The organism is Paeniglutamicibacter psychrophenolicus (assembly GCF_030812255.1).
In the GTDB taxonomy this organism is placed as follows: Bacteria; Actinomycetota; Actinomycetes; order Actinomycetales; family Micrococcaceae; genus Paeniglutamicibacter; species Paeniglutamicibacter psychrophenolicus_A.
The window spans coordinates 321791-339361 of record NZ_JAUSSH010000002.1; the positions used below are offsets into that span (position 1 = coordinate 321791).

The following is a 17571-nucleotide window of genomic DNA, read 5'->3' on the forward strand; positions in this document are numbered from 1 at the left end:
TCGGCTCCCTGCATGTGCAACCTTCCAGATGCGAGGTCGTCCCATGCTTTGCTGTCGCATCAAAGGAACCTTTGATGCTAATGCGGGGACTTCGATCCCTTGAGGGGAAGAGACCTAGGACATCGACCGAGAAGAGGTCCCAACAGGGGGTCATACTTCCTCCGTCGCATAGAGGACGATCCGGCACCTTTGCTGAGACATTCGTGTCACTATCGGAGTTGGAGGGAAGCCCATGCGTCGGCATAACGGGGCTCGAGGAACGAGCGATTCTTCTATGAAGTAATGCTGCAACCCATTACACGAACACTGGCCACCTTCGCAGCCACACAGCAGCAGGCACGCGAACTACTGAACTCGCGCATCGAATCGGTAACCGATCTGGTCAAGGCACGCCAGTTCGTGACCGACCTGGAAGCCGAACTTGCGAAGCGAAAAAGGAGGATAAGAAGGCTTACGTGCGTGCCACCAAAGACGGGTGGAGGATCGACGAACTAAAGAAACTTGGGCTGGATCGGCATGTAACGAAACGTCGCCGACAAACACACAAGAGGCCTTCCGGTGTTCGGTCAACCAGCCAAACGAATGAAAATCTGTGACGTACTAGGCTGGGCCTATGACTTCCTTGATTCCTGCGGGCTCATCGCCCAACGCTCAGTTGCAACAGTTCGAAACGGCCCTTCTTGGGCACCTAGAGGATCTGGGGCTTCCGTCCGATGGCATCCTTGTGGGAATTCCCCAACGCGCAGCAGTTCTAAGCAATCTTCCGACCGCCTTAAGCGCCCTCGAAGGCGACGAAAGAGACCAGGCGATGTACATCAGCAAGATGATCGCCGCTGCATCCGCAGGCCTTTTCGACGCAGCACTCAACTACCTCTGGGACGAGACGGTAGGTGTACTTCGGCAGCGTGTTGAAACCTACGACCTTGGGTACTTCTTTGATGTAGCGGTTCCCTCTCCCGACCGCCGTAAATACCTCTCCAAACCCGAGGATCTTGCTCAGGTTGCCGACGTCGACTTGTTGCGAGCTACCAAAGAGATGGGCCTACTAAGCGACGTAGGCCATCACCAACTCGATGGAATTCGTTATATGCGCAACCACGCCAGTGCTGCGCACCCGAATCAGATTGAAATATCTGGCTTGCAACTGGTGTCGTGGTTAGAAACCTGTATCCGTCAAGTGATCATGGCTCCCCCTGATGAAGTTGCCGCAGAAGTGGGGCGTCTGCTCAAGAACATTAAGGAGAGGCGTCTCACTGATCTAGAAGCAGGGTCCACGGCCATCTTCTTCTCGAACTTGGTTCCTGATCGTGCTGATTCAATCTCTTCCGGGCTGTTCGGTTTGTACTCAGATCCTAATGTCGCCGCACACACGGCGGACAACGTACGTGATCTATGGCCCCCCATTTGGCAATACATCTCTGATGACGCCCGGTATCGTTTCGGTACGCTAATCGCTCGACACGTGGCCAATGCCGACCACGATAGAGCAGCCAAAGGACGTGAACTTTTTGATCTGGTTGACGGTGGCTCATTCCTCCCAGAACCAGTCAGAGCAGCCGAAATTTCGAGGTCACTCGAAGCACTTCTTACCGCCCATCATGGATGGAACAACTTTGCGACCGAACCGGCACCAGCGCGGGCTCTAGAAGAACTAGTGGGGACCCAAGGGGACATTCCAAAAGCCCTGGCAAAACGCTATGTAGAGACCATCGTTGAAGTGTTCTTAAGCAACGGCAGTGGAATTACATGGGCGGCAGATCCGATCTACCGGCGCCTAATTGAGAAGTTTGATTCAACACAAGCCGGATATGCGCTAAGGGCTTTCAAGGGCGTGAACATAGCGAGTCGTCTCCAGACAGATCTCGCCCGTGGCCAGTGGAAGAAGCTCTTAGAATTGCTCGAACCAAAGCTCACTCGAAACGTCGACCGAAGCCTGCATGATGCTCTCCAGAAAACGAACATCACTCCTGACCTTTTGAGTAAAGATAGGGCAATCCTCAATCTCGCCAATCCTCCCGCAGTAAAGCTGCGCAAGGGCTAGCCAGATATCCTCGTTCTACGTGATTAGAAGCATCGCCCGAACGGTGTGTCTTCCAAGAAAAACGATCGCGAAGTTGCCAATGAACCAAAAGCTGGCTTGACGCCATCGGCAACCGTTCAACCACCAATGAAAATACAACAAAGCTCGCACTAGCCACGGCTGCCCCGCGTCCACATGTGCACGGCAAAAGATATTTCCTTCGGTCTTTTCCCCACACATGTGGACACCGGGACCCAGCCCACCGCCTGCACACAACGCCCGGGGCATCAACATCCCGAAAGGTGACCTGAAGTGACCGGGCGACGTGCACAACCTCCACTCACTGGGCTGCATGTCGTCAACCAGATTCGGATGACGTGTCAGTCGGCGTTCTCGGTCCTTGCAGAGAGCTGAAGTATTTCAGCGCCAGCGACCAGCGCTCGATGAGTCCTCGTGATGTCGGCGACGAACCTCACCAGCGCTTCGCCATCGGCTGCAAGTGCATCAAGCACCTCATCTGGTACTCCTGGGTTCAGCGATACCAGAAGCGCGAAGTCGAGGCTCCGGCCTGCCAGTTGCACCAGCAGTTCAGCCGGCGTATTGGAGTTCAAGGCAATAACTTGATGCACTTCTAAATCCTTGTCGGTTGCCAGCGACCACAGGACTTCTGCAGGCGTGTTCGGATGGGCGGCCACCGCCCTGCGTACCTTCACGCTCCGTCGTTCTCCGCCGAGGAACTTGAGGATATCCGGTGGTGCGTCCTCGTTGTAAGCGACCTGAATCCGCGTCTGTGCCTTTGTAGCTATGGCCATCTCTTCTAGGTCAGCACGTGCCAGTCGCGATCTAGTTGGCTTCTCGTGACGTTCAAGCTCCCCATGATGTACGTCCTGGGCATTAGCCGAAGGGTTCTGGCTTGCAGCCTGGCGAACATGGGGATCATCATCAGTGAGCAACACTCGGAGAGCCTCTTGCGAGAGATTCGAGTTCCTGGCGACAGCCAGACGCACCACGACATCATAGTCTTGAGAAAGTTCAATCAGCGCCGAGAGCCCTGTCGCATGGTTCCCAGCAGCAGCAGCTCGTACATCTGAGTCAAGGTCAGTTGCAAGTAGTTCCAGAACAGTAGCCGACGCACGAGTGTTACCGGCCACCACTCGTCGAACTCCCTCATCGGCGCTCTTTGAAAGTCTCTTCAGCGTCCGCTCACCGGCACGCCCGTCGCTGCCAACCTCATAACGCATGTCAGGTTCGCGAACACGGCTCCTGGACAGCTCATCGAGCGCGCCCTCGACCAGTGTCGTGGGTAGCGTCACGTCCATTCGGTAAGCCAATGCGTCAAGAATCGACAAGAGCTCTTGGTCGACACTGTCCACCAAGAGCTCCTGCGCGATCGAAGTCGCCAGATCCGCGGGCGTCGCGGGGTTGCTGAGCACGGCGAGGCGCACCGCCCGACTGCGGTCCGTGGACAACGCCGCGAGCATCTGCAGGGGGGCCTGCATGTTCCCGGCCAGGATCTCACGCACATCGGCTATCCGAACGGATGCCAAGGCCTGTAGGACCTCCGGCGGCGTGTGAGGAGATGAGGCAAACAGCTCACGTGCAGCGAGCGACCTGGACGCGATCATCTTGTGAATGAGGGCTTCGAGGTCCCCTGATTCGAGAGCGGTGTTGCGCGCCAGGGCGAGCAGAACTTCAGGTTGCTTGCTTTCAATGAGCCCCTGAAGCACCTGGCGGGGCGTCGCTGGGTGCCCCGCAAGGAGTCGAAGAACCTGCTGGTCAAGCTCCGTCGGTGTCGGGGACCAATACGCAGAGTTGTGCTCGTCCTTGCAAAAACGCAGACGAACTTCACGCGACCCGGCTAGTTCCCCGAGAAACTCGGACAGACTGTCGTCTGTCTGCTCGAGGGTCCGCTTCAGCGTCGACCAACGTATCTCGGCATCCCCATCTTTGAGAAGCCTCGTCCTGACTTCGACATCGGACACCGGCAGGCTCCCAGCCACGACTCTGCGCACAGCTGCCGGTCGATCACCCCGGAAAAGGTCGGCCATCACAGCGTCGGAGAACCCGCCCTGCAGTTGATGCGGGAACCGGAACGGGCGACCTGAGATGTATGACCACATTTGGCTGGCTTCCGGTACCTGGACTCCAACCTGGTAAGCAGGGTCGGCGTGTAGCGCCCTGGACAAGAAAGTTGTGAGCCATCTCGTGTCCAGTGACCAATCTGCGCGATCCTGGTTGATCTCAACGGCGCCGCCAATGAAGTCGCGTGCATTGCCAGTAGTGACTGGCTGATCGATCATCGCCAATGCATCTGGCTGACTTCCCCTAGTGCCAGAGCCCAACGCGGTTGCAGATTGCCACGATGACCCTCGGTTCGTAGCCGCGGCTTGTTGAACCATCACGCTCGAATCGCGGGAGAGCGTTTCGAGCACATCTGCAGGAACGCGTTCGTTCGTCGCTACGCCCTCGCGTGCCCGCGCGTAGCGATCCTTGGCTAGCAACCGCACGGTGGCTTCAGGGGTCATGTCGTTGCGTCCCACACGGAACCGGATGTCGGTGTCGTCACTGTTAGCCAGTGCGTCCAGCATCCCTGGGCGAGTGTGTCGGTTGTCTGCCAAAAGCTGGTGCTTACGCCGTTGTGTGGCGGGAATGTGCAGGGCAATCTGAGTAGCGTTTGTCGCTTTGATGAATTCATCGCGCAACCTGGGCAGGACTTCTTCAGGATCCCCAGCAAGGAGGTACTCAAGGCGCCAGGTCGGCGTCAACTGCTGCCGGGGAAGCCAGAGGCCCACATGCCGGATCTTCAGGGCGTCGTCGAGGTCGAGCATCACATAGCCCAACAGTTGCAGCAGGAAGTTTCGAAGTTTGGGGGTCGATAGCTGGCCGTAGACCTTGCAGTCGATCAGCGTCTCACCTATGAGCCAGTCTCCGTCTGCGCCGTCGACCAAGAGTGAGCCCGCGAAGTCAGGGTTCGGCTCGAAGCGGTCGCCACCTGCGATCTGCGACTTCCATGCGTCAACTTGTAGAGTGCCAGCGTTCATCAGCGCACGCACGTCCGCCAACACACCGGAATCAATGTTGTTTGCGAACTCATGAGCGCTCAATGCTTGATCGCATGCTTCTCCCAGCTGCCCCTGCAAAGCCATGGTGCCGCCACGGAGAATTTGTTCGCAGTACGCAAACAAGACCGCGGCAAGATCGAGCTGGGTCTCATCCTTGGTGTCGAGAAGAAGTCCTTCAGCTAAATCGAAGCTCTCGGCAAGGACAGTAGCTCGGTGGCGACCGTTCTCGATGTGGTCGGCTTGTGCAAGCAACCTGGAGACACCGGCGAATGACGCAGATATTCGTGCGTCGAAGCCGCCCAGTGCGATCCGGGCTCGAATGTCCAAGGCGGTCCCGGTCGTGGCGGAGTCCCCACCCTGAGGAGCAGACACCATCGCGGGGCTTCTTGTCAGATCCTCCAAGCCCAGGGAAGCTGCCATGGCTCGGGCACTGCTCGTTGGGCCACGGAGTGAAGATATGTGGGGCGAGATGCCCTCAAGGAATGCGCGCACAGGAGACTCTGAATCCCTGAGGCGATCTGACAAGCTCATCGCTGGATCCGTTCGTGTTTTCTTGTCGGGCGGTCTACGGGCCCGCGGGGCTTGACCCGCAGAATGCAGTCGAGGTCAACTCTCATAGCTGCTCCGCCTTGTCCGCCCGAGCGCGATCGACCAACGCGTACACAGCAGTGCAGACGGCTTCTGATGAAGGAAGAAAACCTATTCACTAGAGGACCATCCACCATGACCACCCCAATCTCATCTGTTATCCCTGTAAAAACGCCACCCGCATCCAGTGCAGGCGCCAAGAATGGATCGAAACAACGAGCCAGCTCTCATTAACATCTGGCAGGACCGAGAACAAGGACCGAGAACTCGTCGCCCCGTTGTAAGGCTGTTGTTGGATCAAGCGGACCGACAACGTCCGATAACGCAGGAAACCCAGGACGCATTCGCGCGCCAGGTAAGCGCCTCGGTCGAACGAACCACTTTTCTGTTCATGGGGACCCCACGCCGAAGATTCATTCCGGATCCCACGTCTGTAGGCCCGGGCGTTCGCGGTTCCGGCCCGTCAAGCCGTGGTCGACGTAGACCAAATCCTCGGGCACGCCCAGGTCCTTCAGTCCCGCCTGCTGAGAGGCGAGGTCCTGGGAGTTGGTGGAGACGCGCGCATATCCGACCAGGTGCAGTGACATGGTTTGAGTCTAGCGTTTGTGCCACGTGACCAGGACAGCTTCTCGGGCGGGGCAACCGCGAATCGAGATTCTGTGAGTTTTCAACGTATTTAGGGGACGGGTTTTTGGGGCCCGGGTGTCGCGGTGGGCCATCGGCATAAGGTTCCTATTCAGCAGGCCACTGTTCTCAAGTACCCGTCTAGGGAACAATGGGCAGGTTGATTGTGACGCAAGATCTAATACCTCAAAATTGATTCCAGGAAAATTCTCAGTGGCGAACTTTTGTAGGTCAATTCAAGAAAATGAATCACTTGAATGAAAGCCGGACGCTGCGAGAGTACGGATCGTTGGCCACCAAGTGTTGATCCCTGATACGGATACCGAGTTCGAGTAGCCTGGCAAGATGGACAAAGCTGGGCAGAATAGCGCGTTCGACTTGGGTGAAGGAATTTTTGAGAGCCTAATTACCGATCACTTGGCTGGTAGGTTGGCATCGTTGCACGGTTTCACGCGGTCGGTGGAGTCTGTGGAGGGCGAGGACGCGCCAGGTGAACTGGCACGTTTTCTTGGTCGCGCAATTGAGGCTCGTCTTGGGTCGCTCGAACCGGTACAGATGGTCACCCTGACCAACCAAATTCTTGAACTTGTTGGGCACACAGAAGATGTCCTCCCCGGCCCCCAAAAGCTCATGGAACTACAACGCGACGATGGCATCCGTACTCGCTCGTTCAAACGACCTCAGACCTCGCTAAGCTCGGCTGCCTTGCTCACGAACAGCCGTGAAGATCCGCAACTTGCCGCAGAGCTTCGGGCCGAGCTATCCTCGGCAGACCGCGTGGACCTGTTATGCGCATTCATCAAGTGGGAAGGCCTGCGCCTGCTTTCCGACTCGCTTGAGTCACTCAAGGATTACGGCATCCCGATTCGGGTCATCACCACGACTTATATGGGAGCCACCCAACGCCACGCCATCGATGAGCTGGTCCGTCGCTTCGGTGCCGAGGTCCGCATCAACTACGAGACCAACGCGACCAGGCTGCATGCCAAGGCCTGGATGTTCCACCGCAATTCCGGATTCGATACCGCCTATGTCGGAAGCTCCAACCTCAGCAGGCCTGCGCTGCTTGACGGGCTTGAATGGAACGTACGACTCTCAGGCGTGGCTACGCCGGGTCTCCTGCAGAAATTCGCGCTGACCTTCGACAGCTACTGGGAAGACGACGCGTTCGTCCCCTACGATCCCGAGACCGACGCCGAACAGCTGGATGCGGCACTGAAGCGGGCAGGCGGAACCACGGCCGAGCGCATGCTCGGGTCCACCGGGCTGGAAGTGCAACCGTTGCTGCACCAGAAGGAAATGCTGGAGGAGCTCGAAGCTGCCCGTTCCAACCGCAACGAGCATCGAAACCTGGTGGTCGCCGCGACCGGCACCGGCAAGACCGTTCTGGCAGCACTCGACTACAAGCGACTGTGCCAAGCAGCGGGCAGGGAACTAACACTCTTGTTCGTGGCGCATCGCAAGGAAATTCTTGAGCAATCCCTGAAAACCTATCGCAAGGTTTTGGGAAAGGGCTCCTTTGGAGAGATGTTCGTGGACGGGCAGAAGCCAATCGTCTGGAGACATGTGTTCGCCAGCGTACAGTCCCTGGCCGCGCTCGGACTGTCGAAGATCGACGCGGAGGCCTTTGACGTCGTGGTGATCGACGAGTTCCACCATGCCGAGGCACCTTCATACAGCAGACTTATTCAACACCTGAAGCCCATGGAACTTCTGGGCCTCACCGCGACTCCCGAACGCGGTGACGGTATCAATGTTGCAGATACCTACTTTGACGGAAAGATCGCTTCTGAGCTGCGTCTGTGGGATGCGCTGGACGCGGATCTGCTGGTGCCCTTCCATTACTTCGGCGTGGCGGATGACGTCGATCTGAGCGCCATCGAATGGAAAAGAGGGTCCTACGACCTGGAGCAGCTGAACAACGTGTACACGGGCAACGACATCCGTGCCCTGAAAATCATCAATGAATTGCGCGACAAGGTCCTCAGTACTTCAATGATGCGAGCGATTGGATTCTGCGTTTCGGTCCAGCACGCGCATTACATGGCCAAGGTCTTCAATGATGCGGGCATTCCGTCGGTGGCCGTGTCGGGAAACTCAAGCACAGAGGAACGAGAAGGAGCCCTTTCCAAGCTTCGTGCCCGCGAACTCAATTGCGTCTTTGCTGTTGATCTTTTCAACGAGGGCCTGGATGTACCGGAGATCGACACAATTTTGCTGTTGCGTCCTACCCAGAGTTCGACAATATTCTTGCAGCAGCTCGGTCGTGGGTTGCGGCGGGCAGACGATAAAGCGGTGCTCACGGTGCTCGATTTCATTGGCCAGCAACGCCGGGAGTTCCGTTTCGACGTCAAGTACCGCGCCTTGTTGGATGTCCCGCGCAAGAAGCTGGAGCGCGTCATCGATGATGGTGCACCAGGGTTGCCGTCGGGTTGTCAGCTAATGCTCGACCGTGTGGCGCGAGCCATCGTGCTGGACAACATCCGAGACCAGCTCAAGCTAAACAAACCGGTCTTGGTTCGGGAAATCAAGTCCTACGGTTTTGTTGAGATGGACGAATATCTTGAAGAATCCGGCAGGGACGTTAAGGATATCTACCGCAGAACGGGGGATTCGTGGACGGATCTGATCCGCAAGGCGGGCCTGATTTCTGCTCGCTCCCCTTGGGAAGAAGGACTGGGCGGCTTTGATGGAGTCCAGCAGGATGAGGAGCGGGAGCTTCTCAAGCGCGTTACGCGCTTCCTCCACGTAGATGATGCGGAGCGTGCCGAAGCGTATGCCGAACTGCTTTCAATAGATGCCCCGCGCTATGCGGAGCTGGGGCAGCGACTCCAGACGTTTGCGCGCATGCTGTTCTACATGTTCTGGGACAACGGCGGCGGCTTGGCTTCCTACGATGCGGGCCTGGACCGTATCCGTGCCAACGGTTACTTGGTTCGGGAGCTGCGTGCTGCGTTCTCGCGTGGCGTGGCCCGAAGCCCGCATGCACCAAAGGGACTCCCCTTGGGACTGCAGCAGGTTCCGCTCTATTCCCATGCCACGTACTGGAGGTCGGAAGTTCTGGCTGCACTGGAATATGGTTCCTTGGAACAGGGCAAGGGTGTGAGTCACCGGGAGGGCGTGGCTTGGTGCCCACAAGCTAGAGCCGATGCTCTTTTCGTAACGCTGGATAAAGACGAAGCGGTCCACAGCCCCAACACGTTGTACAAGGACTACGCGATTAGCCCCAGTCTCTTCCACTGGGAATCGCAGAACACAACCAGTCCAACGAGCCCAACCGGGCAACGTTACTTGAATCGGAAGGAGCATGGATCGCATATCCTGCTCTTTACCCGTGACGCTGCAAAAGACATCGACGGGTTGGTCATGCCATTCACATGCCTGGGCGCAGTCGACTACGTGAAGCACCAGGGCGCCAAACCCATCGCCATCACTTGGAAGCTGCAGCGCGATATGCCGGTAGGAGTGTTTACATCCGCAAGTGCGGTGGCGCGCTAATATCTGCCCTCATTGACGTGCTCGTTTTTAGATCGGTTCACGAAAAATACGGAGGACTTGCCTACCCTGCTGTCAGCAGAACGCCCTGGCCCACGATAAACGGGCGGAAGTTCGGCCAGAAGGACAGGCGCCGATGAGATTTCGTATTGACGTGTAGCGGGTGCCTAATAAGGCGGTGTGCTTGATCTGGTGGGAGCTGCAACCTGTTCCACCACGATCGCTTACTTTATGTTCCACACCGAACTGGCAGAAGTCTCCGGGATAGCGAATGCCAAACCCTCATGATAGGGCAAGTGCGCACGCCGGACCCCCAGGTCGGCCCGTCGAAGCAGCTGGTCTCGGCCAGCCCATTCAAGATCCGGGAAGTGGTGCTCTTGTGCAGACTGTCTCGGGTCGCGTTCTCGGGGACACTCCGGACGGGCGAAGTGCCCCGGACTCATTAATGTCCGCCCGACTGCGATTCCCAGGGGCCAGGGAATTGCCGCCGGACGGACGGTGTTCGTGGTGCCGGGTCCAGCCGCGTCAGTCGGTGCGGATGGTGCGAGGGTCGACGTTGCGGGCAGCGAAGATCAGCAGCCCGGAGGCCAAGATGGGGATGACTCCCCACCACAACGTGGCATTGATCCAGCCGCTGCCTGCGGCCAGGGAGGCAGTGATCAGCAGGCCGCCGATGATCGCACCGACCTGGCCCGCGGCGTTGATCAGAGAGCTGCCGGTGGCCCGGGTATGGACAGGGAAACTCTCACCGGTGAAGAACATCAAAGCCGAGAAGGGGCCGATGAGGAAGAACAGCCCGGCACTGTAGAGGGCGATGATCAGCGGGAAGTTCCCGTTCGGGGCTTGGAGCATGGTGAAGAAGGACCCGGCGCACAGGATCCAACCGAAGCCAATGGCGTTGCGGCGTCCGATTCGGTCACCCAGCCAGCCATGGAAGAGATAACCGGCAAAGGCCGTGGCATTGGAGATGATCAGGACCAGCAGCGCACTGCTGAACTCGATGCCCTTACCATCCGGTGCCGTCAACAGCGAGGTGCCAAGGATTGCGAAGGACAGGACCCCGAGCCAGTTCAGGAGGAAGGCGCCACCGATCGTCACGGTGGAGCGCAGCGATTCCCCGCGGAAGACCGAAGCCAGGGGACTGGCCTTCTCGGAGACATCGATGCCGTACTTTTCCCCGAGCAACTGTGCCTCTTCCAATTGACCGGCCTTGAGCATCCGGTCGATTTGGTGCCGGTGGGAGAACTGGGGGCTTTCCTTGAGCCAGCGTCCGGCCCAGAGGATGAAGATCGCCGGTAGCGCCGCGACGACGAAGCAGAGCTGCCATCCGCCCAGGGGGAAGAGCAGGTAGACGGATCCGGCGGCGAGCACGGAGCCGACCGGCCAGCCGGACTGGACCAGCGAGTAGACCAGCCCCCGGCGCTTGGCCTTGGCCGGGTCGCTGTTGTGGGCGAACATCTCGTTGAGGTAGGCCGCGTTGATGGCCTGTTCGGCGTAGCCCAGGCCGGCCAGCGACCGCACGAGGACCAGGAAGACGAGCCCCAGGCCGGCGGCGAGGCCGATGACCCAGCCGACCATGGCGGTCAGCAACGAGGCCACGGCGGCTCCGGCCACGGCAATCAGGATGCCCTTGCGCCGACCGATCCGGTCCACGACCGGACCGATCGCGAAGGCCACGATGGCCGTGCCGGCCGTGACCCAGGTGTTGACCTCGGTCGAGTGGGCCCCTGTCCATCCGAGGTCCTCGGCGAGCTGGGGCAACAGATTTCCGAACAGGACGAAGTCGTAGACGGCGAAGGTCCAGGCGAAGAAGCAGATCCAGGTGGCCAACCGGACGTCCTTGGGCCGGACATCCGATTCGACAAATTGAGTGTGTTGCACAGTAGACATGACGATTCCTTGAGGACGGTGGGGAAATGACAGGGTCAGGGTGGCAAAGCGACAGGGGCAGGGTGGTGGATCGGGAACGAGAGGGGGCGGACCGGCGACCAGGCAATGACGCTGGCCTCCAATCCGCCCCCCTTTACTGCTGCGGCTTCGGGATCAGTTGATGGGACTGAGCTCGGAGGCCACGTTCTTCCGGAGTTCGGCGGTGGCGACCAAATCGACCGTGAGCTGGTCGTTGACCTTCTTGAGGACCACGCCGTAGTCGCGGGTGGCGGCCTCGGCGGTGGTGAAGCCGTCCAGCACGTCCTCGAGGACCTTCGAGGGGTCGCGCTTGAGCGGATCGCCGAACCCGCCGCCGCTGGGCACGGTGATCTGAAGGGAATCGCCGGCCACCAGCTGCCAGCCGGTGACCTTGGAAGGCCAGGAGGCCTCCCCGTCCCGGCCGGGGTTCTTCACCAGGGACGCGTTCAGGCCGTCATGCCCGCCAAAGGCGCCCCAGGGAACGTCCGAGTCGTGGCGTTCGCCCTCGCAGGTGACCGCGGTGTCGGTCAGGAAGGTGTTCTCCCGCACGATGCCGATGCCGCCGCGGAATTCACCGGCGGCTGCCGGATCGTCGCGCAGTTCGTAGCGGTCGGTGCGCATCGGGAAGCGCCACTCCAGTTCCTCGATCGGGTTGTTGCGGGTGTTGGCGATGAGGTTGTCCACCGAGTCCGGCCCGTCCGAGTGCTGGCGGCCGCCGTAGGAGCCTTCGTTGACCTCGAGGTAGACCCAGTACTCGCCCTGCTTCTGGTCCCAGCCGGAGTAGGACATGAAGTGGATGTGCGCCGAGTTCCCGGCGGTGACCCGTTCGGGCATCACCGGAGCCAGCGCCCGCAGGGCCAGGTCCACGGCCCGCTGCACCTGGGAGAACCGGCTGAAGGTGGCCGCCGGGTACTTCGGGTTGAAGATGGTGCCTTCCGGGGCAATCACCTTCAGCGGCTTGAGCATCCCCTCGTTCTGCGGGACGAACACCGGGAAGGCGACCTCGTCCAGGAACATCATGCGGGTGATGAACGTGAACGCCGAGACCGTGGTGCCCTCGAAGGCGCAGTTGTAGGCGGTGGGCACCTGTTCGGAGGAACCGGTCAGGTCGTAGGTGATCTCGTCGCCCTCGACGATGACCTTGACCACGATGGGCAGCTTCTTGCCGTAGTTGCGCCCGTCGTCATCGAGGTAGCCGACCTCCGTCTCGTACACGCCGTCCGGGATCTTGGCGATCTCCTGGCGCAGCATCCGCTCCGAGTAGTCGATCCAGAACTGGCCGGCGTCGCGGACCGAATCCAGGCCATAGCGTTCCACCAGGGCCAGGTAGCGGGACTTGGCGAGGTCGCAGGCGGCGATCATCGCCTGGAAGTCGCCCTCGTTGGAGGTGGGCGTCCGGGTGTTGTTCAGGATGTGCTGGATCAAGGACGCCTGGCGGACGCCCTTCTCGTAGACCTTCACCGCGCGGAAGATGGTGCCCTCGGACTGGATGTCCTGGATGTCCACCATCAGCCCGGAGAACGCCCCGCCGTTGTCGATCAGCTGCCCGGAGGCGCCGGCGAAGCCGACGAGTTGCCCGTCGTGGAAGATCGGTTCGATGATCGCCACGTCCGGGGAGTGGGTGGCGCCCAGGTACGGGTCGTTGTGCAGGATGACATCCCCCTCGTGGATGTCATCGCCCAGCACGGAGATGACGCCCTTGACGATCTTGGGCATTGAACCCATGAACATCGGGGTGGAGTCGGATTCGGCCAGCACGTTGCCGTCCTTGTCGAACAATCCGGCACCCAGGTCCTCGGATTCGCGGATGATCGAGGAGTAGGCCATGCGGAAGAGCACCGAGGCCATCTCCTTGGCCGCGGAGTTCAGCGCGCCGCCGATCACGCGCATCAGGATCGGGGTGGCCAGCTGCTCGGCGCTCTGGGTGGCGGCGGGGCAGGCGATGACCAGGTTGCCGGCCTCGTCGACCGTCCCGGTGAAGCCCGGGGGAATGACGGTGGTGGAGTCGTACTGCTCGATGATGGCCGGGCCGGTGAAGGTGGTTCCCACGCCCATCTTGGCCCGGTCATAGAAGCCGGTGTCCAGGGTGACCGGATGGCCGTCCTGCTGGAAGGTCACCGGACGGGTTTCCACCAGCGCCTGTTCCAGGGAGCCGGACTGCGTGGCTTCCGGGGTGGGCAGCTCGTCCATCACGGCGCGGGCCTCCACGCGGATGTTGATGACCTCCACGGTGCCGTCCTTGAAGCGGTGGCCATACTCCTCGAAGTGGGCGTCGTGGAAGGCGGCCTCGGCTTGGTCCAGCCAGGCGGTGGTCACCGGTCCCTCGGGGACGTCGAAGCGGATCTCGTAGCCCTGGCCCTCATAGCGGGCATCGGCCAGCCAGTCGATCCTGCGGCGTTCGGCGGGGACTTCCTCGGCGTCCAGCTGGGCATTGGCGTCGCGCTCGAGCTGTTCGAAGGACGCCTGGATGGCCGCCGGATCGGCGTCGGAGAACCTGAACCGGTTGGTGGCAACGAACTCGTACTGTTCGTCCGTCGCCAGTAGCCCGATGCCGGCGATGATGCCCGGGTGGGCAGGGACCAGCACGTGGGGCACTTCGAGCTCGGCGGCGATTTCGCAGGCGAACAGCGCGCCGGCTCCGCCGGCAGCGACCAGGGTGAAGTCGCGCGGGTCGTAGCCGCGGCGCACCGAGTTCTGCTCGATGGCCTGGGTCATGCCGAACTTCTGGATCTGCAGCGCACCCAGGGCGGCCTCCTCGACGGACATGCCGAGCTTGTCGGCCAGTTTCTCCATGGCCGTGCGGGCGCCGTCGAGGTCCATGTCCAGGCCCGAGCCGGCCAGCATGCGGTCCGGGCGCATCCGGCCCAGCAGCACCTGGGCGTCGGTCGAGGTCGGCTCCGTGCCGCCGCGGCCGTAGCAGACCGGTCCCGGCACGGCGCCGGCCGACTGGGGGCCGACGCGGAAAACTCCGCCGGCATCGACATAGGCGATGGAACCGCCGCCTGCGCCGATGGTGTCGATGTCCACCATGGGGACCATGGCCTGGTGGTCGCCGATCTTGGTGTCCAGCAGGTGGCGCATGCGCAGCTCGCCCTGGTAGGCGACGCCGATGTCCGCCGAGGTGCCCCCGATGTCCAGGGTGACGACGTTCTCAAAGCCGGACTGCTTGGCGGCCCACATGCCGCCGATCAGACCCCCGACCGGACCGGACATCATCAGGGTGACCGGCCGCTTGGCGGCCTCGCGGATGGGCACCATGCCGCCGGAGGACTGCATCAGCAGGATCTCGCGCCGGTAACCCAGGTCTTCGGCCTGTTCCTGCAGACGGTGCAGGTAGCGCGAGACCTTCGGCCCGACATAGGCATTCAGGGCGGTGGTGGAGAAGCGCTCGTACTCCCGGTACAGCGGGACGATCTCGCTGGACAGGGACAGGTAGGCCTCGGGGAACTCCTCGTTGACGATCTGCCCGATGCGCTGTTCGTGGGCGGGGTTCAGGTAGGAGTGCAGCAGGCACACGGCGATGGCCTGGACACCTGCGGCCTTGAGCTCGCGCACCCGGGTGCGGACCTCTTCCTCGTCCAGGGGAACCAGGACTTCGCCGTGGGGGGCGGTGATGCGTTCCTTCACGGTGAGCCGGTGGCGGCGCTTGATCAGCGGCTTGGTCTGCCACGGCAGGTCCTGCTGGAGGGAGAAATTGTGCGGCTTCTTGTGGCGGGCGATGTGCAGGATATCCCGGAATCCCTCGGTGGTGATCATCCCGACTTCGGCGCCGGTATGCGTCAGCGCGGTGTTCGTGGCCACCGTGGTCCCGTGCACCAACTGGTCGATCTCCGACAGGGGCACGCCGGCCTTCTCACAGAGCAACTTGATGCCGTTGACCACGCCCTCGGACGGGTCGTGGGGAGTGGAGGGAACCTTCTCGACGACGGCGATGCGGCGTTCATCATCTGAATAGTAAAGGTCGGTGAATGTGCCGCCGACGTCGACTCCGATGCGCTTCATGATGGGTCCTTTCGATAGGGGGATGCCCAGGATTGTGGTGGAAAAAGGAATAGCCCGGGAAGAATAGGGGATGCAGGGAATGGGGCCCGTACCGGGCCGCGGATGGGAAGGATGGTCCACAGTGGTGGGGCCTCCTCCGACAGGTCGTGTGATTCGGCTCACGCAACGTTGCTTAGGTAGCAATCTAATGCCCCTCTGAGCAACAAGCAATGCCTAAGTGGGATCCATTCGATATTTTTTTTGCGTGCGGAGTGGTCTGTTGCGGACACTGTCCCCGCAGCCCCCCTGCTTGTCCGGTGATCCAGCCCAGAGGGCCCGTGGGGTGGGTGCCGGGTGCCGTCTCGATGGGGTGCTGCTTCCGATCGGTGGATGGTCGCCCCCTTTAGTGTCGCCACGAACCCCGCGTCTTCATGTCGGTCTCGATAGGGGAGCTGCGGGCCGGTGGCCGCGGCAATATGAGCGCCATCCACCGTCTCCTCTCGGGCCCAGCGGTGACAGCGCCACCGGACGGACCGACGCCACCGATTGCCGGCGCGGGAGGGCGGCCTTGCTCACCTTCGGCGCGGAGGGGGCCTCGGCATTCACCTGGGGCTCGGTTCCAATCCTGTTGCCCGGCCTTGTGATCACGCGGGGCGGGAGGTGGCCCTCGCTGGGCTGCAGGGGTGGCGCAGCTGCCGATGTCCGCGCGCTACCGTGCGGTGGGCCCTGGAAAAATTCGGGTTCCGTGCACCTCTGGCGCTGGGCTGTGATGTGGGTTATAGTACTTACTAGAGCAACACAGTTGCTTGGTTAGCAACATTCCAATGGATGAGAGTGGAGAGAAAAATGACTGAAGCGACAGGGAAGTTCAACGACATCGAAGCCCGCCTTGCAGCAGTGCTGGAAGAAGCGTTCGAAGCCGGAACGAGCATCTACAACGAGCGCGGTTTCAAGCGCCGGATCGGCTACGGCAACCGCCCCGCCGTCATCCACATCGACCTCGCCAACGCCTGGACGCGTCCGGGCCACCCGTTCAGCTGCCCGGGCATGGAGACGATCATCCCGAATGTGCAGCGGATCAACGAAGCAGCGCGCGCCAAGGGCGTCCCGGTCTTCTACACCACCAACGTGTACCGCAACCGCGACGCGACCTCCGGCACGAACGACATGGGCCTGTGGTACTCGAAGATCCCCACGGAAACCCTTCCGGCGGATTCCTACTGGGCGCAGATCGATGACCGCATCGCGCCGGCAGAGGGCGAGGTCGTGCTCGAGAAGAACCGTGCCTCGGCATTCCCGGGGACGAACCTCGAGCTCTTCCTGACCTCCAACCGCATCGACACCCTGATTGTGACCGGTGCGACCGCAGCCGGGTGCGTGCGCCACACCGTCGAGGACGCGATCGCGAAGGGCTTCCGCCCGATCATCCCCCGCGAGACCATCGGCGACCGCGTCCCGGGCGTTGTGCAGTGGAACCTCTACGACATCGACAACAAGTTTGGTGACGTGGAGTCCACGGATTCGGTGGTGCAGTACCTGAACGCACTCCCGATGTTCAAGGACACCGTCCCGAAGACCCTCTCGGATCCCCAGCCCGAGGTGGAGGCTCCGGCAGACCCGGTCTTCGCCGAACAGTACTAACAGCGTCCTACCGGCCGGCGGCCCTGGGCCGTGGCGACAACAGTCCGGCACCCCTTGGTGGGTGCCGGACTGTTGCGCATCCGGGAGGACTTGGAAGTCTGGGGTATCCGTAGCAGGCGCCCTGCACACCACGCCGCGGCTGCCAGAAGGTCTCGCTCGAGAGTATGGAATAGGTTTCGAATGGCAGGTAGGGGCGGTCCGGCAGCGGACGTGGGTGGACCGCGAAGCGCTTCCTGCAATGGCGGAAGGGGA

Annotated in this window: 7 protein-coding genes; 3 read left to right on the forward strand and 4 right to left on the reverse strand. The window is 61.0% G+C overall.

Annotated features, from left to right (window positions below; translation table 11 throughout):
• The first annotated feature begins 613 nt into the window (after positions 1-613).
• Positions 614-2041 carry a hypothetical protein gene (locus J2T21_RS04560; protein ID WP_307578943.1) on the forward strand — a complete coding sequence of 476 codons (1428 nt, stop codon included), beginning with the start codon at positions 614-616 and terminating at the stop codon, positions 2039-2041.
• Between the two features lie 359 nt (positions 2042-2400).
• On the opposite strand, the gene J2T21_RS04565 is transcribed toward J2T21_RS04560, so the two are convergent.
• Both J2T21_RS04565 and J2T21_RS04570 read right to left on the reverse strand, forming a co-directional pair.
• On the reverse strand, positions 2401-5502 hold the full coding sequence (locus tag J2T21_RS04565; RefSeq protein ID WP_307578945.1) for a HEAT repeat domain-containing protein: 3102 nt from the start codon (positions 5500-5502) through the stop codon (positions 2401-2403).
• Between the two features lie 581 nt (positions 5503-6083).
• Positions 6084-6257 carry a recombinase family protein gene (locus tag J2T21_RS04570; RefSeq protein WP_307578947.1) on the reverse strand — a complete coding sequence of 58 codons (174 nt, stop codon included), beginning with the start codon at positions 6255-6257 and terminating at the stop codon, positions 6084-6086.
• A 382-nt stretch (positions 6258-6639) separates the two neighbouring features.
• On the opposite strand from J2T21_RS04570, the gene J2T21_RS04575 reads away from it, so the two are divergent.
• The gene (locus J2T21_RS04575) at positions 6640-9792 is read left to right on the forward strand and encodes a DUF3427 domain-containing protein (RefSeq protein WP_307578948.1); all 3153 of its coding nucleotides are present in this window, start codon (positions 6640-6642) and stop codon (positions 9790-9792) included.
• A gap of 522 nt (positions 9793-10314) precedes the next feature.
• Here the strand turns inward: J2T21_RS04575 and J2T21_RS04580 are convergent.
• On the reverse strand, positions 10315-11679 hold the full coding sequence (locus tag J2T21_RS04580; RefSeq protein ID WP_307578949.1) for an MFS transporter: 1365 nt from the start codon (positions 11677-11679) through the stop codon (positions 10315-10317).
• A 153-nt stretch (positions 11680-11832) separates the two neighbouring features.
• Positions 11833-15699, reverse strand: a complete 3867-nt coding sequence (locus tag J2T21_RS04585) for a hydantoinase B/oxoprolinase family protein (RefSeq protein ID WP_307578951.1) — start codon at positions 15697-15699, stop codon at positions 11833-11835.
• An 825-nt stretch (positions 15700-16524) separates the two neighbouring features.
• On the opposite strand from J2T21_RS04585, the gene J2T21_RS04590 reads away from it, so the two are divergent.
• Positions 16525-17319, forward strand: a complete 795-nt coding sequence (locus J2T21_RS04590) for an N-carbamoylsarcosine amidohydrolase (protein ID WP_307578953.1) — start codon at positions 16525-16527, stop codon at positions 17317-17319.
• The last annotated feature ends 252 nt before the right edge of the window (positions 17320-17571 follow it).